Source organism: Staphylococcus casei (assembly GCF_030294405.1).
In the GTDB taxonomy this organism is placed as follows: Bacteria; Bacillota; Bacilli; order Staphylococcales; family Staphylococcaceae; genus Staphylococcus; species Staphylococcus succinus.
Genome location: NZ_CP125718.1, coordinates 268,652 through 294,295, shown reverse-complemented (window position 1 = coordinate 294,295; position 25,644 = coordinate 268,652). Strand labels below are relative to the sequence as shown.

Annotated in this window: 18 protein-coding genes; 6 read left to right on the top strand and 12 right to left on the bottom strand. The window is 34.0% G+C overall.

Going from position 1 to position 25,644, the window contains the following annotated elements:
- Positions 1–74: 74 nt before the first annotated feature.
- Positions 75–890: a pyruvate, water dikinase regulatory protein gene (locus QMO72_RS01245; protein ID WP_286093224.1), complete on the bottom strand. Its 816-nt coding sequence runs from the start codon at positions 888–890 to the stop codon at positions 75–77.
- Complete coding sequence (gene ppdK, locus QMO72_RS01240) at positions 883–3,516, bottom strand: pyruvate, phosphate dikinase (RefSeq protein ID WP_103267755.1); 2,634 nt, start codon at positions 3,514–3,516, stop codon at positions 883–885. Before ppdK ends, QMO72_RS01245 begins: the two co-directional genes overlap by 8 nt.
- A gap of 1,187 nt (positions 3,517–4,703) precedes the next feature.
- On the opposite strand from ppdK, the gene QMO72_RS01235 reads away from it, so the two are divergent.
- Positions 4,704–6,104, top strand: coding sequence for an amino acid permease (locus QMO72_RS01235; RefSeq protein WP_103267756.1), 1,401 nt, complete (start codon positions 4,704–4,706; stop codon positions 6,102–6,104).
- A gap of 171 nt (positions 6,105–6,275) precedes the next feature.
- Here QMO72_RS01235 and QMO72_RS01230 read toward each other — a convergent pair whose 3' ends face one another.
- Positions 6,276–7,355, bottom strand: coding sequence for a CdaR family transcriptional regulator (locus QMO72_RS01230; RefSeq protein ID WP_103267757.1), 1,080 nt, complete (start codon positions 7,353–7,355; stop codon positions 6,276–6,278).
- Between the two features lie 134 nt (positions 7,356–7,489).
- Here QMO72_RS01230 and QMO72_RS01225 point away from each other — a divergent pair, with 134 nt between their 5' ends.
- The 5 genes from QMO72_RS01225 to larC all read left to right on the top strand — a co-directional run bounded on the left by QMO72_RS01225 (position 7,490) and on the right by larC (position 12,877).
- The gene (locus tag QMO72_RS01225; RefSeq protein WP_103267758.1) at positions 7,490–8,620 is read left to right on the top strand and encodes a glycerate kinase; all 1,131 of its coding nucleotides are present in this window, start codon (positions 7,490–7,492) and stop codon (positions 8,618–8,620) included.
- A gap of 179 nt (positions 8,621–8,799) precedes the next feature.
- On the top strand, positions 8,800–10,062 hold the full coding sequence (gene larA / locus QMO72_RS01220) for a nickel-dependent lactate racemase (RefSeq protein ID WP_103267759.1): 1,263 nt from the start codon (positions 8,800–8,802) through the stop codon (positions 10,060–10,062).
- 17 nt (positions 10,063–10,079) lie between these two features.
- Positions 10,080–10,904 (top strand): ATP-dependent sacrificial sulfur transferase LarE, encoded by an 825-nt coding sequence (larE, locus tag QMO72_RS01215; protein WP_103267760.1) that lies wholly within the window; start codon positions 10,080–10,082, stop codon positions 10,902–10,904.
- Between the two features lie 21 nt (positions 10,905–10,925).
- Positions 10,926–11,684 carry a nickel pincer cofactor biosynthesis protein LarB gene (larB, locus tag QMO72_RS01210; protein ID WP_103267761.1) on the top strand — a complete coding sequence of 253 codons (759 nt, stop codon included), beginning with the start codon at positions 10,926–10,928 and terminating at the stop codon, positions 11,682–11,684.
- 17 nt (positions 11,685–11,701) lie between these two features.
- Positions 11,702–12,877 carry a nickel pincer cofactor biosynthesis protein LarC gene (gene larC, locus QMO72_RS01205; RefSeq protein WP_103267762.1) on the top strand — a complete coding sequence of 392 codons (1,176 nt, stop codon included), beginning with the start codon at positions 11,702–11,704 and terminating at the stop codon, positions 12,875–12,877.
- A 647-nt stretch (positions 12,878–13,524) separates the two neighbouring features.
- Here larC and QMO72_RS01200 read toward each other — a convergent pair.
- The 9 genes from QMO72_RS01200 to QMO72_RS01160 form a co-directional block, all read right to left on the bottom strand.
- Entirely contained in the window at positions 13,525–14,514 is a 990-nt protein-coding gene (locus QMO72_RS01200; protein ID WP_103267763.1) for a Gfo/Idh/MocA family protein, read from the bottom strand.
- A 227-nt stretch (positions 14,515–14,741) separates the two neighbouring features.
- Complete coding sequence (xylE, locus tag QMO72_RS01195; protein WP_103267764.1) at positions 14,742–16,133, bottom strand: D-xylose transporter XylE; 1,392 nt, start codon at positions 16,131–16,133, stop codon at positions 14,742–14,744.
- Between the two features lie 19 nt (positions 16,134–16,152).
- A complete protein-coding gene (xylB, locus tag QMO72_RS01190) occupies positions 16,153–17,646 on the bottom strand; it encodes a xylulokinase (RefSeq protein WP_103267765.1) in 1,494 nt (497 codons plus the stop codon).
- Positions 17,647–17,648: 2 nt separating this feature from the next.
- A complete protein-coding gene (xylA, locus tag QMO72_RS01185) occupies positions 17,649–18,971 on the bottom strand; it encodes a xylose isomerase (RefSeq protein WP_103267766.1) in 1,323 nt (440 codons plus the stop codon).
- Positions 18,972–19,126: 155 nt separating this feature from the next.
- Positions 19,127–20,275: an ROK family transcriptional regulator gene (locus QMO72_RS01180; protein WP_103267767.1), complete on the bottom strand. Its 1,149-nt coding sequence runs from the start codon at positions 20,273–20,275 to the stop codon at positions 19,127–19,129.
- A 130-nt stretch (positions 20,276–20,405) separates the two neighbouring features.
- Positions 20,406–21,800, bottom strand: coding sequence for a sugar porter family MFS transporter (locus tag QMO72_RS01175; protein WP_103267768.1), 1,395 nt, complete (start codon positions 21,798–21,800; stop codon positions 20,406–20,408).
- Between the two features lie 42 nt (positions 21,801–21,842).
- Complete coding sequence (gene araA, locus QMO72_RS01170; RefSeq protein WP_103267769.1) at positions 21,843–23,264, bottom strand: L-arabinose isomerase; 1,422 nt, start codon at positions 23,262–23,264, stop codon at positions 21,843–21,845.
- Between the two features lie 12 nt (positions 23,265–23,276).
- Positions 23,277–23,972 carry an L-ribulose-5-phosphate 4-epimerase gene (locus QMO72_RS01165; protein ID WP_069823213.1) on the bottom strand — a complete coding sequence of 232 codons (696 nt, stop codon included), beginning with the start codon at positions 23,970–23,972 and terminating at the stop codon, positions 23,277–23,279.
- Position 23,973: 1 nt separating this feature from the next.
- A complete protein-coding gene (locus QMO72_RS01160) occupies positions 23,974–25,572 on the bottom strand; it encodes a xylulokinase (RefSeq protein ID WP_103267770.1) in 1,599 nt (532 codons plus the stop codon).
- Between the last annotated feature and the right edge of the window lie 72 nt (positions 25,573–25,644).

Below are 25,644 nucleotides of genomic sequence, written 5' to 3'. Positions count from 1 at the left end.
CCGCTTAAATACCATATTTTAAAATCGTATGATATAAAGCAATCAAAGCGTTCAAAGCTTAAATAATGATACGCTCATAAAAATTTTTCAATATAAAATGCCGATTCTTCAATAGATTTATATTCAGTATTAATAATAGTCGCATTTAATTTTTCAAAAACTTCTTCTGCATATATTAACTCTGCTTTAATTCTTTCTATGCTATTATAATTTGTTGGACCATGAAGCCCCAATACTTTAACTCGCTCATTACGTATATTTAAAATATACTGTGGACTAGCAGTTAAACCAAATACCTTTAAATTCTTATATTTAAATACTTCGTCCGGTATATCAATTTCTGGAACTAATGGAATATTAGCTACTTTATACCCTTTATTAGCTAAGTACATACTCAATGGTGTCTTAGAAGTTCTTGATACACCTACGATTAAAGCATCCGCTTCCCCTATATCTGTAAAATGTTTGCCATCATCATATTTTACAGAGTATTCTATTGCTTCTATACGTTTAAAATAACTTTCATCTAGCTTACGTAATGCACCACTTTCCATGATAGGTGAACAATGGGTCTGTTGCTGAATAATGCCTATTAAATTGGACATGTAGTCAACATATGGAATATTGTGTTCATGCGCATAAGCTTGTCCAACTTTATTGAAAGCAGGATTTACTAACGTCGTAACCACTACTGCTGACTGTGTTTGTGCCTGATTTAATACCTGTAATAGTTCTTCTTCATTTTTAATAAATGGATACTTTTTTATTTCAATTTGTGCTAAATCAGGAAATTGTGTCAATGTAGCATGTATCATACGTTGTGCTGTTTCACCGATTGAATCTGATACAACAAATAACCTTAATTGTGGATTGGAGATTTTACTATACACGTAATCGACCGCCTTTAACTTCACTTTGTGCGGTAGAAAGCAAGGCTCCAGATACTCTGAATGGTGAGCATGATACATAATCAATGTCTAATGTATTAAAATATTGTATTGATTTATGATCTCCACCTAATTCTCCACAAACGCCTATTTTAATTGTAGGGTTAATCGCTTTTGCTTGTTCTGTCGCAATTTTCACCAGTTGACCTACCCCGTGTTGGTCTAAAGTCTGGAAAGGATCTGCATCCAAAATACCTTGTTCAGCATATGCTCCAATAAATTTACCAGCATCGTCACGTGAGAAACCAAACGTCAATTGTGTTAAATCGTTTGTCCCAAAGCTAAAGAAATCACATTCTCGTGCTAAATCACCTGCAATAAGACATGCACGTGGTGTTTCTATCATCGTACCAATGAGATAATGGAGTGACTCACCGTGCGCTTCAAATAGCGCTTCAATACGTTCATTAATTTGATTTTTTAATGTCGTAAATTCTGCTACTGTTGAAACAAGTGGAATCATAATTTCTGGCTGACAATGAATGCCTTGAGACTTTAGGTATAATGCACTCTTAATTATTGCTTCCGTCTGCATAATATAAAGTTCAGGATACGTAATTGCTAAACGACAACCTCGATGTCCTAACATCGGATTAACCTCTTCTAAACTTTCTATATATTGTGTCAAAGTTCGACCTGAAACGTTTAATTGCTTTGCAACTACTGCCTTTTCTTCCTCTGACTTCGGTAAAAACTCATGTAATGGTGGATCCAATAACCTAATAATTGTAGGGCGTGATCCAGATAACCTTAATATCTCTTCGAAATCTTCAGTTTGGTATTGTCTAATTTGGTTTAATGCTTCAATACGTTTTTCTCGTGTATCTGACAAAATAAAACGTCGCATTTCAACTAATCGTTCCGGCCCAAAGAACATATGCTCTGTACGAACCAACCCAATACCTGTAGCGCCAAACTGATACCCAGCTTGGATATCTTGAGGCGTTTCAGCGTTCATACGTACATCTAACCGTGCTATATCTTTGGACCATTTCATGAATTGTTCAAATGCATGACTACGTTCTGCCTTCATCGTTGCCACTTCTCCAAAGTAAATATCACCTTTAGCACCATCGACAGAAATCATATCCCCTTCTTTTAAGGTACCTGTACCATATTTAACAACTTTATCCACGACATTTATTTCTAAATCAGAACATCCTGTCACACAACATTTCCCCATACCTCTTGCGACTACTGCAGCATGAGAGGTCATACCTCCATGTGTCGTTACAATTGCTTCACTAGCAATCATCCCTTCAATATCTTCTGGTGATGTTTCAGGACGCATTAATATCACTCGTTCACCTTGTTCGTGTTGTATTTTCGCCTCTTCAGCTGAAAATACAATTTTACCACTCGCTGCCCCAGGGCTAGCAGGCAATCCAACTTTAGATATCAGAGATGCCTGTTGTAAAGCCTCTGCATCGAAGTTTGGATGTAACAATTGATCTATAGACTTAACTTCAACATTCATAACTGCCTCTGATTGAGTCAATATTCCTTCTTCAACTAGATCGACTGCAATTTGTATTGCTGCATGAGCCGTACGCTTCCCACTACGCGTCTGCAAAATATAGAGTTGTTCATTTTCGATTGTAAACTCAATATCTTGCATATCTTTATAGTGCGTCTCTAGTCTTTGAGAAACTTCTAAAAATTGTTGATGTACATGTGGCATTTGATTTTTTAATGTCTCAATATCTTTAGGCGTACGAATGCCAGCTACTACATCTTCTCCTTGTGCGTTTAACAAATATTCTCCGAATAATTTTGCATCACCTGTTACTGGATTTCGAGTAAATGCAACGCCTGTACCACTTCGCTCTCCACTATTGCCAAACACCATTTCTTGAATATTAACTGCAGTACCAATATCGTGCGGTATTTCGTTTAATTGACGATAGACACGTGCCCGATCATTATCCCACGATTTAAATACAGCTTCGATTGCTTCTGTTAATTGTTCTAATGGTTTTTGAGGAAATGGTTTATAAACTTCATTTAAATATACTTCTTTGAAATGATTACAAATTTCTTGTAATCCTTCAGCGGGAATATCTGCATCATTTTGATAACTGTGCTTTTGTTTATATTCCTCAAAGTATGTATCAAAAGATGCCATAGGAATGTTATATACAACTTGTCCAAACATTTGTAACAATCTGCGGTAACAGTCATACGCAAAACGAAAATCATTCGTTTTCTTAGCTAATTTTTCTACGTTCTCATCATTTAATCCTAAATTTAAAATTGTGTCCATCATACCAGGCATAGATATCTTTGCACCGCTACGTACAGATACGAGTAATAATTCTTCGTTTGCAGAAAATGTCTTTCCTGTACGCTGTGAAAATGCTTCTAGTTGTGTCTTCAATTGATCTATTAATGCTTCTGGAAGCTTTAAATCATGTTTCAAATATGCTATACAAGCTTCTGTTGTAAGAGTGAATCCATCAGGAACTGGTAAACCCAATCGTTTCATTTCGGCTAAATTTGCCCCTTTACCTCCCAGTAAATCTTTCATTGATTTCTGACCTTCATCAAATGCATAAATGTATTTTGTCATATTAAACACCTCTAATTTCCAATATGTTATACTAATTGTTATAGAGTATGTCATAATATTATAGAAATGGCAACTTATATATTGAAATTTAACAAAATATATTTCTTTTGTTACTCGTAATCCTTCATTAAAAAAATCCCGAGCAACTTGTATCGTTACTCGGGACTTCTCATTCTACCAGCTTATTGTCGGCATCGAATGATTCATATCACCTTAACTACGATTATGATTTCACAAATATTGGGGGGCTCAACCATACGCAGTTCTTATAATATTCCACTATGTCATCTTAATATCATGTTATTTGTTTTCAAATATAAGTATTGTCCTATTTTAATTTGTCATTCTGGTTATAAACTGGTCGATATATTTAAAAAGAAATTGTAAAGTGGGATAAATAGATAACTTAAAATAATATGATTTGATATGTGGGACAATAATGGTAATTTAATTCATTCAATTCGACGGTTCAACTATCAATCAACAGTTTGAAGGGGATAAGTTTTTAATATATAATCATTGCTTTTCGTGGTATTAAGAGGAAATATGTTTGAATTATACTATTTATGACATACTAATACTATAATTCAATGTTTTCTATGCTAAATGTAGTGTAATATATTTTTTTAACTTGTGTCTTAAGTAATGGATACATTTCATAATATAAAATTCTTATCAATTCATGTGACTCACACTCCTTATGATATAACTACATCAACACTATGACATTGATGTACGTTATTACTCAATAATTCACTATGGGCACCCTACTTTATCAAGTTAATCACCTTGATATTTTACAGATTAAATATTTTTTGTAAAAATTATAGAATTATTTAGTAATAACTTATTTTCATTATATTGTCGTTCGCGAATTTTGTAAAGATATTTTTTAAATTTTTTATTTAATTTTTATGCATACTTATTAGAATTAGAAGTATCGTGATCAACTCTTCAAAGTTTTTACTTTTTAGAGGTTATTTTAAGTCTATTGAAAAGGCAAAACCAATTTGAATTTAAATATAAAGGCGCTTCAAATGAGGCTCCATTCATTCAGTTTACAAATAAAGCGTTAACAAAATGTTTATATATATATATTTATTATACAAATGATATAATAGGAACAATAACTTTAAGTAAATAATGTAAAGTTAGTGATTTTATTATTTAAAAGTAGGAGAATCTTTATGAAGACCGAATTAAAAAGAGAATTAACTTCTAGACAAATACAGATGATTGCACTTGGAGGAACTATTGGCGTTGGATTATTTATGGGGGCATCTAGTACGATTAAATGGACAGGTCCTTCAGTCATACTTTCCTATTTGATTGCTGGTGTATTTGTTTTTCTAATTATGAGAGCATTAGGCGAAATGGTATATACATATCCCGACACTGGTTCATTTGCTAAGTTTGCCAGCGATTATATTCACCCTTCTGTTGGTTACATAACAGCAAGTAGTAGTATATTTAATTGGATTGTCGTAGGCATGAGCGAGGTTATAGCTGTTGGCTCTTACATGAAGTTTTGGTGGCCAGATTTACCTGGTTGGGTCCCAGGACTAATCGTCGTCCTTTTACTATTAACTGCCAATTTAGTTTCAGTAAAATGGTTTGGTGAATTTGAATTTTGGTTTGCATTAATCAAAGTGATAACTATTATTTTAATGATTATTGCTGGATTAGGCATTGTATTCTTTGGAATTGGCAATGGTTTTCATCCAATAGGTTTATCCAATTTATGGAGTCATGGCGGATTCTTTACAAACGGGTTTACTGGCTTTTTCTTTTCACTGTCTATTATATTTGGATCTTATATCGGTATTGAGTTAATAGGAACGACTGCCGGTGAGGCTAAAAATCCACAAAAAACAGTCGTCAAATCTATCAATGGTGTAATATGGAGAATCCTTATATTTTATATTGGGTCTATATTTATAATCGTAACTGTTTATCCATGGAATGCGATTAGTGAACTGGGTTCACCTTTTGTAGCTACTTTTACAAAAGTTGGTATTACATCAGCTGCTACGATTATAAACTTTGTGGTCATCACTGCAGCTATGTCTGGTTGTAACTCAGGTATATTTAGTACGAGTAGAATGTTATACACTTTATCTAAACAAAATCACGCACCTAAAATATTTCAAAAAACAAATGCTAACGGCGTTCCTTATTATTCAGTCATCGCAGTTTGTGTCGGTATTTTAGGCGGCGTATTACTCAACATTCTTTTACCACTCATTTTAGGTAAAGGTACTAATATATTTGTCTATGTCTTTAGTGCTGGCGTGTTCCCTGGCATGGTGCCTTGGTTTGCTATATTAATTAGTCATTTATATTTCAGAAAGAAAGAAAAAATTAAGAATCATCCATTTAAAATGCCCTTTGCACCTTATTCAAATATCATTACCTTTATTATGCTCATTGCAGTGGTTATAGGCATGATTTTCAATAGTGAAACGCGCGTCTCCGTTATCATTGGTATCGCATTTGTAGCATTCAATACGCTTTATATTTTAATAAGCACAAAAATGTCGTCAAAAAATAAAAATAATGCAGAAGTCTTTACCGAAAACCTAGAGTAACATTGTAATCTAATCTCTAGTTAAGCGTAAGCATACACAATACGTAACATACTTTAAAAAGCCCTCACTATTTAAATAGTGGGGGCTTTTGGTTAACTAAATTTTATAGAGTAATGCTTTACCACCATTCACGTTACAACACATTTTCAAATTTAAAATCATATTTTAATTTTAGCACCACAACGCTATTTGTAATTTTATAGCATCTGCATATTTTTTAGGATTTAATCCCGTTATTGCTTCACATTTTTCTAAGCGATAGAGTAATGTATTACGATGAATATATAAATACTTAGCGGTTTTGGCAATGTTTAAATCATTTTTAAAAAAGTGTTTTAGTGTTTCAATACTTTGTAAATCTAGTGAGCCAAGTATTCGCTTCTTATAGCGGTCTCTAATTTCTTTATCAATTTGGTAAAGTAGTGTTTTTTCTTCTACATCTTCAAATGACATTAATGGTTGATTGTGCTCGTTTAACATAAAGACAAGTTCACATTCTTCATATGCATTTTTAAAATCCTTTAAGTGCTTAAATACTAGACTTGATGCCATTTGAATATCTAACTTTAACCTCTTAAAGATTTGATATATACTTTTAACTTTAAAGTCGAGTTCATGTTGTACCTCGCCTGTAATTAAAATGACAATTCTATTGGAATTTGTAAATGCAATAATAAAAGATTGCGCCTCTAGTTGACTTGATAACGTACGAACAATACTATTTTTAGAAAATATTTGCTTCTCGATATTAACAATAATGCATTTTCTAAACGTATATAGCTGTGTATTTAATTGCTGAGTTAAATACTGAATGAAAGATTTTGAGGGTTCACTTTTCAATAATTCTTCAACTAATAATTCTTGACTGCGTATATTCCCTTCCAATTCATATGTAAAATAATTTTGATACAATAATAGTTCTGTAGACATTTTCACGAGATCTGCTATTTGCTCCAATGCTTTAGGATCCCCTGTAATCCCTATAACACCAACGATATTATCTTGAAAAATAATCGGTAAATTCACACCTGCTTGCGTACCTTGCATATCTTCACTCTCAGTATCTGAAAATACCATTGTTCGACCTTCTTCGATGACCATACATGCCCCTTCATGACGTGTGCCAATTCTTGATTTATCATAAGAAGCAAGAATTTCTCCATTAAAATTCATTATATTGATATTGTGTTGTGTTCTTTTTACAGTTTCATCTACGATTAATGCTGCTATATCTGCTGTTAAGACATCCATACGATTACCCCCTATCCTTTTTATACAAATTCAACGCACTATATTTGTACATTTTAACCCTATTCTGGCTAAAATTAAATCGATACAATGAAATAACAGCGCAAAAAGAAATCGCTTACAAAGAGGTGTTTAAATTGAAAATTATTCTAGCTCCAGATTCATTCAAAGGAAGTATGTCAGCTACAGAAGTGACACAATTTATGACTGAGAGTATCAGAGAAGTCTATCCATTAGCAGAAATCCACGCCTTACCTGTCGGAGATGGTGGCGAAGGAACTATGGAAGCTTTAGTGAATGCTACCACTGGCCAATTTGTCTCCGTTAATGTCATCGGTCCGCTTGGTAATAAAGTGCATGCACAGTACGGAATATTAAGCGATAACGAAACATGTGTCATTGAAATGGCAGAAGCATCTGGCTTAAAGCATGTTCCAGAACATCGCTTAAATGCTATGCTGACTACAACTTTTGGTACTGGTGAAATCATTAAACACGCTTTAGACAATGGATATCGTAAATTTATTTTAGCTATCGGTGGGTCTGCAACGAATGATGGTGGCGCTGGTATGTTACAAGCATTAGGTGCACAGTTAATAGATGCTTTGGGTAATCAGATTAATTTTGGTGGTGGTAATTTACAACATATTAAGCAAATTGATTTATCTGCTTTCGATGCTCGTATTGCTCACAGTGAATTTACCATCGCTACAGATGTACAAAATCCTTTCATTGGTCCGGATGGTGCTTCTCATGTCTTTGGCAAACAAAAAGGTGCTTCTGAAATTGAAAGGCAACAACTAGATAGACACATGGCACACTGGGCAAACATCGTAGAAAGTTACACAGGTATTCGTCTACATACTTTACCAGGCGCTGGTGCTGCTGGCGGTCTTGGTGGTGCCTTCAAAGCATTTTTTCCAAGTCATTTTGAAGATGGCATCCAAGTCGTTATTGCCCACACTCATTTAGAAAGGTATTTACCGAATGCAGATTTACTCATTACCGGTGAAGGCAAAATAGATTTCCAAACATTTTTTGGAAAAACACCTATAGGTATTGCAAAATGTGCCAAACGCTATAATGTTCCAGTTATTTTTATTGGAGGTACTGTTGATATAGACATTGAACAATATAATGATTTTGGTGTAGTTAGTGCTTTTAGTTTATCGGATGGTCCAAGGTCACTTACAGAGACAATAGCAAATTCGGAGAAATTAATAAAAAAAGCAACTAAGAATATTGTAAGAACATTTTTCCATAACTAATCACATATTTAAGGGGATGTTTGTTATGAGAATCAAAAATACAATAGAAAAAATACCGGGGGATTAATAGTACAGAAGAACATTTAAAAAAACCTAAACCCAAATTTTATAAATTAAAACAGGTAACTGCATCTCGATATCAGTACCGAAATTAATTTCAAAAGTTAAGGAGGCCCATTTTGAAAACAAATATATTATATGGTCAATCTGAAATTGAATTAGATTTACCTGAACACAGTATACTAATTGAACCCCAAAATATAGCAGCGCTTGACGATGATATTGGTGCAATTAAATCATCTTTACAACACCCTATTGGCACTAAACCTTTACAAGAAATGGTCCAATCTAATCAAACTGTATCAATTGTGATAAGTGATATTACTCGTCCTACACCTAATCACATTTTAGTACCTCTACTCATAGAAACGCTGAGCCATGTACCTATAGAAAATTTTGTCATCATTAATGGAACTGGTACACATCGCGACCAAACACGAGATGAACTCATTCAAATGCTTGGCGAAGATATCGTTAATAAAGTTAAGATCATCCATAACCACTGTAATGATAAAGCTGCTCTGAAAAAAGTTGGTCATAGTCGATATGGTTGTGATGTTTATTTAAATAAAGAATATGTAGCATCTGATTTTAAGATTGTCACTGGTTTTATTGAGCCTCATTTCTTTGCTGGATTTTCAGGTGGTCCTAAAGGTATCATGCCAGGAATTGCTGGTATCGAAACAATTATGACTTTTCATAATGCTAAGATGATTGGTGATATACGTTCTACTTGGGGCAATATGTATGACAATCCCGTACAAAATATGACCCGGGAAATCAATGCTATGTGTAAACCGGACTTTATGCTTAACGTTACATTAAATAAGGAAAAGGATATTACTGCAGTATTTTCTGGAGAGTTATATCAAGCACATGATAGAGGCTGTGAATATGCGAAAGCACATGCGATGTTCAAGTGTGAAAAACGCTTTGATGTTGTTATAGCTTCTAACTCGGGTTATCCATTAGACCAAAATTTATATCAAACCGTTAAAGGTATGAGTGCGGCACATAAAGTTGTTAAAAAAGGCGGTAGCATTATTATGTTTTCAGAGTGTATTGATGGATATCCTGACCATGGTAATTTTGCTGAAATCTTGAAAATGGCAGATTCTCCACAGAAATTACTCGATATGATTAATGACCCCAAATTTGGGATGCTTGATCAATGGCAAGTTCAAAAACAAGCCTCTATTCAAAATTTTGCAGACGTTTATTTATATTCAACACTTAGCGACCAACAAACACGAGATGCCATGATACACCCCATTCATCATATCGCTGATACACTCAAAGATCTTGAACATAAATATGGGCAAGATATGTCTATTGGCGTGATGCCTTTGGGTCCACTTACAATTCCATATGTAGAATCATAATTATAGGAGGAAACACTATGTTAACTAAAATAATGAATAAAGAACAACAATTGGAAACTATCTTAAGTGACATGGGACGTGTCATTGTCGCTTTTTCTGGCGGGGTCGATAGTAGCCTTGTACTAAAAAAAGCCATTGATGTTTTGGGCACTGACAATGTTAAAGCAGTTATAGTAAAATCTGAACTTTTTAGAAATGAAGAGTTTGAACAAGCCTATCGCTTAGCAGAAATTTTAAATGCGCATGTTACTGAAACTGAAATAGAAGAGTTAAAAAATCCTTATATTATTGAAAACACTCCGAAAAGTTGGTATTACAGCAAACGCTTATTGTATACACAACTTGAAAATATCCGAGTAGCTAATCACTTTAATTATGTGTTAGACGGCATGATTATGGATGACTTAGATGATTTCAGACCTGGTTTAAAAGCTAGAACTGAATTCAACGTTAGAAGTGTATTACAAGAATCCAACTTATATAAATCAGAAGTAAGAGCAATCAGCAAATCTAATGGCCTCCCAGTATGGAATAAACCGGCCTTATGCAGCTTAGCTTCCCGTATCCCATATGGAGAAACTTTAACTTTTTCTAAAGTAAATAAAGTGAATGAAGCCGAGAAATTCATTTTAAATTTAGGCGTAGGTAATGTAAGAGTGCGTTATCATCATAATATCGCCAGAATCGAAGTGCCTGAAAATGATATTTCTACAATTATCCAACTTCGAACACAAATCACACAACGTTTAAAAGCGCTTGGTTTTGATTATGTGACGATAGATATGGAAGGCTATCGTACAGGTAGTATGAACGAAGTTATTCAAACGCACAATGAAATATAACATAGTGAAGGTGGCACAGTTATGACTGAAAAACATGACCCAATTGAATCCTTGCTTAAAGCAGTCAAACATAATACGCTTTCGATTGACGAAGCAAAACAGCAGTTGAGTCACTACGACGAACTGGGTTTTGCTAAAATCGATTTGCATAGAAAGAAACGTCAAGGATTTCCAGAAGTCATTTTTGGAGAAGGTAAAACTAAAGCTCAATTAATTAAAATCATTGAGAGTTTATTGAAGCACAATGAAATGATATTGATTACACGTATTGATAAGTCAAAAGCAAATGCTATTATCGCACATTATCCACAACTCGAATATCATACTATCGCCAATATTGTATGCACACCTATAGACTCTATCGGAAAAACCGAACACTATGCTTCAATTATTTGTGCCGGTACATCTGATTTGCCGATAGCCGAAGAAGCTGCGATTACTGCTGAAGTTATGGGCGTCTCTGTGCAACGCTTTTACGATGTTGGTGTATCAGGAATTCATCGTCTATTCGCACATATCGAGGCAATTCGTAAAGGGAAAGTATCGGTTGTGATCGCTGGAATGGAAGGCGCTTTGTCTAGTGTCGTGTCAGGTTTAGTTGATCATCCTTTGTACTCAGTACCAACAAGTATCGGATATGGTGCAAATCTAGAAGGGGTGACCACCCTTTTAGCTATGATTAATACTTGTGCACCCGGTACAAGTGTGTTGAATATCGACAACGGCTTTGGAGGCGGATATAACGCTGCCATGATTATAAAAATGATTGAAAGTCATTAGAAGCGGAGTGAATTGCAATGACAAAAACTATTTATCTTGATTGTCACGCGGGTATCGCCGGTGACATGCTATTATCAGCTTTAGTTGATTTAGGTGCAGATACGAATTATATTGAACAACAATTGCAACAATTACCTTTGAGTGATTTTAAACTTAATTTTTCAATTCAAAATAAACAAGGTATACAAGCAACAACTTTGTCCATTGATTTTGAGGAAGGACATCACCATCGTAAAGCCTCTGATATCTTTCAAATCATTAAGCAAAGTGCCTTACCCCAACGTGTTAAACAAAGAAGTTTATGTATTTTTGAAATCATCGCGCAAGCAGAGGCTAAGATTCACGGTATGTCTGTAGAGGATGTGCATTTTCATGAAGTTGGTGCCATGGATTCGATTATCGATATTATCGGGGGATGCCTTGCACTCGAATCTTTAGAAATCGATAAAATATATGCATCACCTATTCCCACTGGCAATGGAAAAATCAATATCGCCCATGGTATATACCCTGTCCCTGCACCAGCTACTGCTGAAATACTAAAAGGTATTCCACTTGCTTCCTTTGATGTTAACAGCGAACTTACAACACCAACTGGGGCGGGGTTTGTTAAAGCTTTGGCTTCCGATGTTTGCGCTTTACCTGCTATCACTATGGAACATATTGGCTATGGAGGTGGCACAAAGGACTTTGATTTTCCAAATGTCTTACGCGTAATACAATATACTGAAACTAAAAGTACACCCACACAAGTTCAAGTACTTGAGTGCCAAATCGATGACATGACACCAGAAATGCTAGGTTTTTTTATTGAACAAGTCATAGATGACGGCGCATTAGATGCTTACTACACGCCCGTTACTATGAAAAAAAGTAGACCTGCTATAAAACTTACTATCTTATGTAGTGTTGAAAATGCTCAATACTTCGAAAACTATATACTGAGACATACCACTTCTTTAGGCTTGAGAAGTTTCGCAGTTCACCGTAAAATTCTGCAGCGTCAATTCCAAAAGATACATACTAAGTATGGTGAAATTTCAGTGAAATTGGGCATATTTCAAGATCAAATCATTAAAGCAAAGCCCGAATTTGAAGATGTAAAAAATGCAGCGCTCCAGTCTGGCGAATCATTCTTAAATGTCTACAACCATATAGAAAATGAAATTAAAAATCATATTATGACTCATTAACATCTATAAACAAACAAAAAATTATGCTGTGCGTATGATACTAGCGCTTTTTCTTTGCGATGAATAAGATACACTTTGCGTAGATTGTTCGCGTCGGTATCGCTATTTGTTTGTTGATAAGTCACTGAATCACTTACTTGCGTAGCCTCAATATACGAATAAGAAGTGCCTATAGCAAGGAATGATACTGTAATTAATGATGTGATTACTTGAGTGTTTTTCTTTTTTCATTTTTTACAATCTCCTTTTCAACAAAACATTATTTAATGGGGGTGTGGGTTTGAAAAAAATTTATGAAAGCATTATTACAATTTTACTTTTTATTTCAGGTATAACATTCCTTAACAATATTTTTAATCCGAATAACACTTTAAAAACCATTGTTAATACTATTGCGTTAGTTAGTATTCTTTTGCTTGCTTTATTCTGTTTGATTTACGCTAAGAAACATAAATTAAAATAATATAAAAAGAATCGGGCGCTCTCCTGCACTCCGCTCCCTTGTTACTTACATTTATGTATATTACTTTATTTCGTCTGCTCGTTCCTTTCTCTTCTTCATTTTAAATATAAAAAGGACTAATCCATTGCCATATGAATTAGTCCTTTATGTTAATAATGAGATTGTATGTCCCAACCTCTTTTAATTATTTGTAAGAAGGTCCTACCTTGATATTCGCGCTATCTAAGGCTAATTCTAATACCTCTATCACATGAATACTATATTCCAACTGTTGACGCACAAAATCATAATTTTTATTTTGAATAATTTCAGTGATTTTTACAAATTCTTCATACATTCGGTGTTCATGTTGATTCACTTTAAATACTTGTGTACCACCGGTATGGTATTTTAATTCAAACTCATTGAGTTCATTCGTCGGACCCTTTATCTGAATCGTTGCCGCTTCACCTTGAATATAAGATTGGTTATCAGAACTTGAGTCTTTTGCACCGATACAAACGACTTTCATTTCATCATAATCAAGGTGCAAAATGCCAGACGTATCTATATGGTTTTCCACATTTGCAAAATACGCCACACCTTTAGGCATACCGAAAAGTCCAATGGCCAGATGGATATTATAAACGTTAATGTCCATCAATGCGCCACCACCTTTTTGAGGGTCGAAGGCAGGTTGTATAATACCTTGTTTAAAGTTGTCATATCTTGAAGAATACTGTGAATAGTTAAATTGCGCAATTTTACAGGCTCCTATTTCTTTTAGTGATTGCTTCAAGACATCAAAGTTACTTAAATAGAGATTCGTAATTGCTTCAATAATGATTACACTATGCGCTTCAGCCAATGCTTTCAACGTTTCCAGTTCTTCTTTTGTTAAGGTGAATGGTTTTTCACAAATCACATTTTTCTGCTGTTCAATTGCTTTTCGAGCATAGGTAAAATGTAAATGATTGGGTACTGCTAAATATATAGTATCTATATTTTCATCTGCTAAAAATTTATCGTAATCTTCATATACTGTTTTAATGTTAAATTGCTTTTGTAAGGCTTCAACGTTTTGAGGATTTCGACCTGACGAGACAATACTTTGCAAGACGATATCTGGAATTTGTTCCATAATTGGCAATGCCTCTTTAACAATTTTACCTGCGCCTACTATACCAATATTCATATTCTATACCCCTTTTAACTAGAAAAATTTATATTACACTTACTAGTAAGCATAATCGTTATCATATTTTTGTCAATTTTAATAAGTTTCTTTACTCTAAATATGATTTAATTAATTCATTTTTTCATGCTCATATAAAAAAGGCTAGGACATTAATGATTTACGTACTGATATCCGTTGAACGGTACACCCATACAAACCATTGACCCAACCTCTTTTTTAAATGATTAAGCGGATTTCCAAATATCTTCAATTTCTTCTAATGTTCTACCTTTTGTTTCAGGGATAAATTTCCAAATAAATATGCCTGATAACATACTCATCAACGCATAAAAACCATAAGTCATCGTTCCACTTATATCCATCATAAAAGGATATGTAGATGTTATTGTGAAATTCGCAAACCATTGAACAGCTACAGCTAAAGCCATTGCTGCACTTCTAATTCTATTTGGGAATATCTCTGACAATAATACCCAAATAATTGGTCCCCAACTCATCATAAATGAAGCTGTATAAATGACCATAAAGACTAATGTTATAACACCAAACGTGCCATTAGCAGTTAATATACTCATACCCAGCATGCCTATTGCCATACCTGTTGATCCAATAATCAATAAAGGTTTACGTCCAAACTTATCTACATAAATGATAGCAATGATTGTGAATATTACATTTACAAACCCCATTACTACAGTTTGGATCATCGATGCATGTCCTCCTGCACCTAAGTTTTCAAAAATTCTAGGTGCATAATATAACGCAACATTGATACCTATAAATTGTTGGAAAATTGATAAAACAATGCCGATAATAATCACTGTTTTACCGAAACTAAATAGTGGTGCTTTTACATCTGTTTTTTTATTTTTAGTTGATAAAATATCATTCAACACTTTTTGTGCATGTTCTTTTGAAAGATATATTTTATTAAGCACTGAAAGCGCATCTTCATTCTTATTCACTAAAGTGAGGTATCTTGGCGTCTCTGGCACAAAGAATAGTAATACGAAAAATAGCACTGCTGGCAAAGCGGCTGTCATAAACATATAACGCCATCCTGTTGAGTCAATCCACTGTTGTGTTTCTCCAAATGTTATACCATAGTTCACAAAATACACAACTAACATTCCAAATATAATTGCAAACTGATTCCACGACACAAGTGTCCCTCTAATTGAGGAAGGCGATATTTCGCTGATATACATTGGCGAAATTGCAGAAGCTAATCCAACGCCAATCCCCCCTAAAATCCTATAGCAATTAAACATTAATAATAATCCTAAAGTTGATTGTCCAGGTTCAAAAAATATAAACTCTGGGTAGCCAGACAATAGTGCAGAAATAATAAACAACACTGAAGCTACTTGTAATGAACGCTTTCGACCTAATCGGCTGGAAAAACTTGAAGATAGTAACCCACCAATGACACACCCTATTAAAGCACTCGAGACAGTCATACCATGGATAAAACTTCCATAATCAGCTGTTAGATATTTCTGTAGTGATTGCTCAGCCCCTGAAATCACCGCAGTGTCATAACCAAATAACAATCCACCCAATGTCGCTATTAATGCAATAGTAAAGATAAACTTCTTATTATTATAAGATGACATGTTCCCATCCCCTTAGTCACTACTTAAATTGAACTAATTCCTTCGATATTTGCTTAGTATTAAAGTACACAGTCTTATAAATTTTATATAAATCTTTATATAGATTAACGTCGTCGTTATGATATGAAACAAAGTCATTATATTTTATCCACGCTTGGCTAATCTCATCAAAATCTTTAAACCATTGTGCTCCCATTGCAGCTAACATCGCAGCGCCATAGGCTGGACCTTGTTCCTCTGTTCTTGTAGTGACTTGTGCTTCAAATATATCGGATTGCATTTGTAACCAGTTTTTATTTTTAGCACCTCCGCCGATAGAAACAATTTTAGAGATACATTTACCTTCTCTTTTTATAATTTCTATACTCTCTTTAAGAGAAAATGTTATACCTTCTAATACAGCGCGTTTGATATCCGTTAAACTCGTTTTGGCATCTAATCCTACTATACTTCCTCTAATATCAGCATCATTATGTGGTGTCCGTTCCCCTAATAAATAGGGTGTATAGATTAGTCCGCACGCGCCAATTTTCGTTTGATTAATATCTTTTAAGAATTCATCGAAACTTTCTTCAGCTGCCATTAATTGTTTTAACCATTCTAAACTATATCCTGCCGATAGCGTCACGCCCATAATGTATTTTTGATTGGGTACACAGTGATTAAAATAATGTACTTTTCCGTCATTTTCATATTCTTTATCATTTTGTATAGATAATGTCACACCAGATGTACCAATACTTACAAGCTGCATACTATCATCAGTGATACCTGCACCTAATGCACCACAAGCATTATCAGCACCACCTTGATAAACATGAATAGCATTTTTAACACTTATACTTTCCATAATTTCTTTTGTTAATTCTCCACTTTTCCCATGTGATGCTATCACTTCAGGGCAAATAGATGGCTCAATACCTAATTTTTCTAGAATAGCGTTAGACCAGCTTTCTTCTTTCACATTAAACATAATCGTACCAGCTGCATCAGATGGATCAGTAGATATATGACCGGTCAACTTATATATAACGTAATCTTTAGGCAGCATAAATTTATATATATCTTCAAAGTGGCGTGGTTCATGATTTTTCAACCATATAAGCTTCGGTAATGTAAAACCTTCTAACACAGTATTTTGGGTGTGTTCTAATAAAAATTCTAAACCGAGTTGTACTTTAATATTTTCTACTTCATCAGACGTGCGCGTATCATTCCATAGTATCGCTGGTCTAATCACGTCACCTTTACGATTTACTACAACCAAACCATGCATTTGACCAGAAAAACTTATACCCGATATCAATTTTGAATCGTATTTAGTCATTAAATGCTTCAGGCTATCTAAGGTTGCTTCATACCAAACATTAGGATCTATTTCGCTATATCCTGTATGAGGATGTTGTGTTTGATAAGAGATACTATAACTATCTACTACCTGACCTGTTTGATTAACGACGATACTCTTGAGTCCACTCGTCCCAATATCCATTCCAATCACATATTTTTCCATATTTAATCTCCATTATTTATATTTAAAATATATTGGTTTATTTGTGCCTTAATAACTTCTAAATGGTCTGATTCATTGGTGATTTCAGATAAATTCAAAGCATATTTTTCTAATTCGGCAAATGAAGTTTGGTCATCTACAATTTTCTGTCCGATACCTGTCGTATATGATTGATATTTATCTTTAACAATATTTTCAAAGAATTGATCGTCTATCATTTTATAAGCAATTCTTAAACCTAAGGCAAAGGCATCCATACCAGCAATATGTGTTAGCACTAAATCTTCTTGTTTAAATGAGGTACGTCTTGGTTTAGCATCAAAATTAAGACCACCAGATGACAATCCTCCATTTTTTAATATTTCATACATGGCTAATGTTGTGTCATAAATATCCGTAGGAAACTCGTCTGTATCCCACCCTAATTGTGGATGTCCTTGGTTAGCATCTACAGAACCTAACATTTGATTATCTCTCGCATATCTCAATTCATGTTGGAATGAATGACCAGCTAGTGTTGCATGATTTGCCTCAATATTAAATTTAAAATCCTTGTCTAAATCATACTTTTGAAGAAATGCATGTGCAGTTGCGACATCTGTATCATATTGATGTGTTGTTGGCTCTTTCGGTTTAGGTTCAATTAAGAATTGGCCATTAAATCCTATTTCTTTCGCATATGCTATTGCTAATTTAAAGAATTTTGCTAAATTATCTAATTCTAACTTCATGTCTGTATTTAATAAACTTTCATAACCTTCTCGTCCACCCCAAAAGACAAAATTCTCTGCCCCTAAAGTTTTAGCGATTTCAAGAGATTTCTTTACCTTAGCAGCAGCGTATGCAAACACGTCTGCATTAGAAGATGTTGCTGCACCGTGTACAAATCGTTGATGTGTAAAATTATTAGTAGTATTCCAAAGTAACTTCTTGCCTGTTTCATCCATTTTTTGTTTAATTAAAGAAACAATTTCATCTAAATTCTCATTAGATTCTTTTAAATTCTCACCTTCTGGAGCAATATCAATGTCATGGAAACAAAAATATTCAATGCCCGTTTTTCCCATAAATTCAAAAATAGCCTCTACCCTTGCTTTGGCTTTATCCATATCATTTAACTTATCCCAATCACGTTCTGCTGTACCTACTCCAAAAGGATCTGATAAGTCAGCTGTGAATGTGTGCCAATAAGCTACACTAAATCTTAAATGTTCTGCCATCGTTTTATTTCCAAATTGCTCCTCTGGATTATAATACTTAAAACTAAACGGATTGTTCGATTTAGGACCTTCGTATTTAACTTTCTCAATATCAAAATATGTCATTTGAATTCCTCCTGAAGAATCTTTTTGGTTAGTTTGTTTATTAAACTAACTAACTTTTCATTTAATATAACACCTCTCCCACTTTTTGTAAACGCTTTCTCAAATTCTAATTAAAAAAAGCCTCTCAACAAGTGTTGAAAGACTTTACTGCTTTTTTAAAAATTAAGTTTGATATGTTCAATATCTAACAATTTTTGTGTTATAGCTAACGAAGCACCTAATAGTGTTGCATATTGTACATTGGACGTTAATTTTATATGTACTTTTTTGCTTGTAAATATAACAAATTCATTTTTGATGTCTTCTAATATTTCAGGGATTTCATTAATAAGTGGACAATTAATATATATTGCTTCAGGGCTAATTTGTGTATTCAGATTATGTATTAAGATAGCAATTCTAGTTGAAAATTGTTTAATTTCTTCAGTAATGATTGGATGGTGGTCATAGTATAAAGCTTTTATCTTATCAATAGACACTTCACTTTGCATCCTACTATTGATGGTTTGAATCAATGCTTCTTGTGAGCATAGATCTTCAATTTTGTAATAAACCTTTTCCCCATTTTCATAAGTGGATACCAAAGTTTTACCTATTTCTCCAGCTTCACCATTTGTACCTCTATACAATTTCTTATCAATAATTAAGCCTGCACCAATACCTTTATGGATACTCAATGTGATTAAATTATTAATATTTTTATGACTACCATAATCTCTTTCGTAAATCGCTGATAAGTTAGCTTCATTTTCAACAATCACAGGAACATCGGCAATTGTTTTTAACTTTTCAGTTATAGAAATATTTTCAATATCGTGAAATGGTAAATGAGTAATTTCTTGGTTATCATTTACGATACCATGGATAGAAATAGACATCCCCAATAAGCCATAATGCGTTTGATATTGCTCTTCTGAATCAATATGGTTTGCTAACACTTCTAAAATACTACTCATTTTATTATTAGTTAGCGGTATCGATTCATGCTTTAATATCTTGCCATCAAAATAATTATACATTAATTCAATAGAATGATATGCAATATCCATAGATATGACATATCCAAAATGAGGGTTAATCTCTAAAAGAATTGGTTTACGTCCTCCGCTTTTAGTACTTTCACCTTGCCCGACTTCATTAACAAATCCTTTATCTTTTAATTTATTTAAAATATTTGAAATGGTTGCCTTGTTAATTCCCAAGTTTTTTGATATTTGAATCCTAGAAATCAGTTTATTTTTAAATATTTGCTGTATCACTCGCTTTTGGTTTTCATCTAATTTAAGCACGTTTAATTCATCCAAATTGCTTCACCTCTCAAAAATAGCAATAAATACAACATTTTTACTTACTATAAACTATAGCATAACGCAAAATAGATTGATAAATAAAAAAAGGCTAACTCATCTGTACAGTTAGCCTCATTCTATATTATTATACAAATACTTTGTCTTTGTCACATTGTTTATTATCACCAATGCTTTCAATTTCTTCTAATGTTTTACCTCTAGATTCTGGAACACATTTTTTAACAAACACTACACCTAACATACAAATTATTCCGAAAATGGCAAACACAATTTCTTGAGAAAAATAAGCTGTCATAATTGGGAACAATAAACCAACCATAAATGACCCTATCCAGTTTAACGAAGAAGCGAAACCAGACGCAAATCCTCTTATTGTTAATGGGAATATCTCTCCAACGATAACCCAAGTAAGTGGTGCCCAAGTGAATGAATAAAAGGCAACATAGATACTTAAAAATACTACAATAATAATTGGATTCACATTAGGAATAATCATTTTGATAAATATGGGTAATATAAAGGATAATCCCATTACCGTTCCACCTAATATTAGCAAAGTTCTTCTGTTGAATTTATCTGCAATACATATAAATAACAATGATCCGAGTACTAAAATAATACCTTGAATAATTGGCCATAATAATGCTGAACTTGCCGAACTGCCTGTTGCTTGTTCAACAATTAAAGGTATGTAGTAAAAAATTGCATTCGCACCTTGGAATTGTTGAAATGCTGCTACACCTAAACCTGCAACAACTAAGTATTTATATTTACTATTAAACAGTGTACTCAAGGTATGATTTGTCGTCAATTTACTTTCTTTTTGAATTGTTGTTTGAATTTCTTCCAATTCATTTTTAATATCACCTTGTTTTCTTAAATTTAACAGTACATGTTTAGCTTCTTCGAACTTCTGATTTTTTATTAAAAATCTTGGAGATTCTGGTAACCTTAATACACCTAAAAATAATATTAATGCTGGTATCGCTGCTACACCTAGCATTAATCTCCATCCTAATTCTACAGGTAAATCTCTTAATAAATAATCGACAATATATGACAAGAGCATTCCAGAGACAATCATAGTTTGATTTAACCCTGAAAGTTGTCCTCTATACTTTGCTGGAGCCATTTCAGACATATATGCAGGCACTAATGCTGATGCTGCACCAACCGCTAATCCTAAAATCATTCTAGAGAAAATCAAAAAGTAACTACCTTCATGTGGCGCTATACCAGATAATATAGACCCTACGATGAAAATTAATGCAGAGATTAATATCATTTTTCGACGTCCGAGTCTATCTGATAATCTTCCAGCCAATATTCCCCCAAATATAGCTCCTAACATTACAGAAGAAGTAATTAAACCTATAATAAAGCCACTTTCTATACCCCAATCTTCTCTTAAAAATGGTAAAGCTCCAGTCATTACACCAATGTCATAACCAAATAGTATACCCCCAAATGCACCAAAGAAATATATAAAACTATTGGACACCTTACTATTCGTTTTCATCCCATTCACCCTCTTTTTGTAATTCGCACAACAAGTCGCTTGTTATCGTATTAATGTGTACGCTGCATCAAACATTTTCATAAGTGTTACTAATTGATTCGTATTGAGCTCAAGTGATAATACTGTATGGTGACCGCCGCCTTCTTCAATCCAGCTTTTCACACCTTCTTCTAATGATGGTTTGACTTTCCACAATACTCTCGCAACTGGTAAGTTCGGTGCTGGCGCTGTTAATGTTTCAGCAGTGATTTCATTTATGATAAATTTAAAGTGAGTCCCCAAATCTAGCATCGTGACTACTACGCCATCTCCTGCTTTACCATCAAAAACGAGACGTGCAGGGTCATTTTTATCTCCTATACCTAATGGATTTACTACGATTTTCGGTCTTTCTCCGGCTAACGTTGGATCAACTTCTAACATGTGAGAACCTAGAATACGTTGTTGATTACTTCTTAGATCATAAGTGTAATCTTCCATAAATCCTGTTGATTTATTTTGAGTTGCAATTTTCAATAATCTGTCTAACGCTGCCGTTTTCCAGTCGCCTTCACCTGCAAAGCCATATCCTTGTTCATTCAATCTTTGTACCGCTAATCCAGGTAATTGTTTCATCCCATGTAAGTCTTCAAAGTTTGTAGTGAAGGCTGTATATGCGCCATCATCTAAGAATTTTTTAATCGCAACTTCATATTTAATTTGTTCAATGACTGATTCATTGAATTTTTCAACTGAGTAATCTCTGTAATCAAAATCATACAGCTGTTGATACGTTTCAAATCGTTCATTAATTTCACTATCTGAAACCTCGTTAACATAAGCTACTAAATCTCCAATTCCATAGTAGTCTACAGTCCAACCAAATTTGATTTGGGCTTCTATTTTATCTCCATCTGTAACCGCAACATTTCGCATATTATCACCAAATCTCGCTACTTTTAAGTTGAAACTTTCATTATATGCATTTGCAATAAGCATCCATTCTCTGACCTTAATCTGAGTATCTTCATCTTTCCAATGCCCAAACACAATCTCATTATTTTTATTTAATCGTTTGTTTATATAACCATATTCTCTGTCTCCATGAGCAGATTGGTGTAAGTTCATATAATCCATATCAATGTTTTCCCAGGAAATATCATTGTAGAATTGGGTCGCTAAGTGTAGTAATGGTTTTTGTAATAACTGTGTGCCTTTAATCCACATTTTGGCTGGAGAAAATGTATGCATCCACGTCACTACACCTGAGATATCTTCTCTGTAATTTACTTCTTTCATAATATCTGTAATTACGTCTGCAGAAGTTGCCAATTGTTCATGCAATTCTAAATGAAAAGGTAAATTTCCATTTTCATTTAAATAGTCAGCAATGACTTGTGCATCTTCTCTTACTTGTTCTAAAGCTTCTTTCCCGTACAATTCTTGTGATCCTATAACAAACCAAAACTTTTTATTGTTAGTCATAAAATTTCCTCCTTAATTTTGTCCATAATATGCGTTTTTTCCGTGTTTCCGTTCATAATGTTTATCTAATATTTCTTGTGGCAATGCTGGAGCTGCTTGGTTAAGTTGTTTAGAAAATAAATTCATTTTACATACTTCTTCAAGTACTACTGCATTCATCACAGCGTGTGCACAATCTTTTGCCCAAACAAAAGGTGCATGACCCTGTAATAAAACGGCGGGTACTTCGTTTGGTTTAATCTTCTTATCTTCAAATGTTTCAACTATGAGTTTTCCTGTTTCATACTCATAATTGCTATTTACTTCTTCGGCAGTTAAAAAGCGTGCACAAGGTACTGCACCATAAAATGTATCTGCGTGTGTCGTACCCATTGCCGGAACATCCATCCCAGCTTGTGCCCATACCGTAGCCCAAGGAGAATGTGTATGTACCACACTTCCAATGCCTTCAAATGATTTATAAAGTACCGCATGTGTTGGCATATCCGATGACGGATTTAAATTACCTTCTACTACTTCACAGTTCAAATTACAAACAACCATGTCGTCGGCACTCATTTCATCGTAATCAACACCGCTAGGTTTGATGACAAATAGTTGTGTTGCTTCATCAAATCCACTGACATTTCCCCACGTATATTTGATTAATCCTCTTTGAGGAAGTTCTAAATTTGCTTTATAAACTTCTTGTTTTAATTTTTCTAGCATATTATTCACCCTCTAGATATTTATTCATCGATTGTTCTATAGGTAAGCCTTTTATTGTCTTTTTGATGTAATGATTAAAGTTATCTACATCTTGCTTTTGAGGTGTTAGCGTTGTCTCATCTGCAGTAGCAAATACCCTCTCACTTAAGAATGCTTCTAATGTTGTCTTGTGACTTAATGTAGCGAACTGCGCTAAGACACTTATTCCCCATGCTCCACCTTCACTGGCATGTTTCATCACTGTGATTGGAGCATCCATAGCAGCAGCTAAAACTGACTGTGCGATACCTTCAGTTTTAAAAATACCGCCATGTGCAATTAGCTTATTTATAGTTATATGTTCATTATTTTTTAATAAATCCATACCTATTTTCAATGTACTGAATGCACTAAATAATTGCATTTTCATAAAGTTTGCTATCGTAAAGTTATGATTTGGTTCTCTTATAAATAATGGGTAACCAACTTCAACATTGGTAATATTTTCTCCTGATACATATCCATAAGATAATAAGCCTCCTAAGTCATCATCACTCTTTTCAGACGTTTTTAAAATTTGTCCGTACAAATCATCTTGTGAAAAGTTCACGCCCATTGTTTTAAAAAGCTCTTCAAATAGATTCATCCAAGCATTGATTTCTGATGTACAGTTATTTGAATGAATCATCGCGACTTCACTGCTTGACGGTGTAGCAACAATATCAACTTCTGGGTATACCTTTTGAAGTGGATGATCTAGGACAATCATCGCAAAAGCACTCGTACCCGCAGATATATTACCTGATTGTGGCGTAATGGCATTCGTGGCTACCATTCCAGTGCCTGCGTCCCCTTCTGGTGGACACATAATACATCCAGGCTCTAAGTTGCCTTCTGGATCAAGTAGTTGTGCACCTTCTTTCGTAAGATATCCCGCTACTTCACCTGCTGATTTAATTGAAGGTAAAATGTCACACATCGATTGATTAAATCCATGTGCTTGGAATAACTGGTCAGCTTTGGCTAACAAATCTTTTCTATAACTCTGGTTTTGAACATCTACAGGAAACATCCCCGATGCATCTCCAATACCTAACACTTTTTCACCTGTTAAATACCAATGAATATAACCCGATAGCGTAGTTATATAATTCACGCTTGAAACGTGTGTTTCTTGGTTTAATATTGCTTGATATAAGTGTGCAACACTCCATCTTTCAGGTATATTGTATTTAAATACTTCTCGAAGTTTCTGTGCCGCTTCTGTCGTATAGCTATTTCTCCATGTTCTAAAAGGTACTAATAAGTCTTCGTATTCATTAAACGCTAAGTAACCATGCATCATACCACTTATGCCAATACTATTTATCTTTTTCAACGTTAAACCATATTGTGTTTGGAATGTTGTTGCCATATCTTTATAACTTTTTTGTATTCCAATCCAAATATCATTTACAGAATATGTCCAATAACCGTTTGTAAATTGATTCTCCCATTCATAATAGCCTGATGCTAAAGTATTGAATTGTTCATCAATTGCAACCGTCTTAATTCTTGTGGATCCAAACTCTATGCCTATTGAAATACCTGAGCTATCCTTCAATTGTGTAGCCCTTTGCATTATTAACACCTTCTCTTGTAATCGTTTTCATTAACATCATAGAATATTTGTCCGTACATGTCAATAAAAATT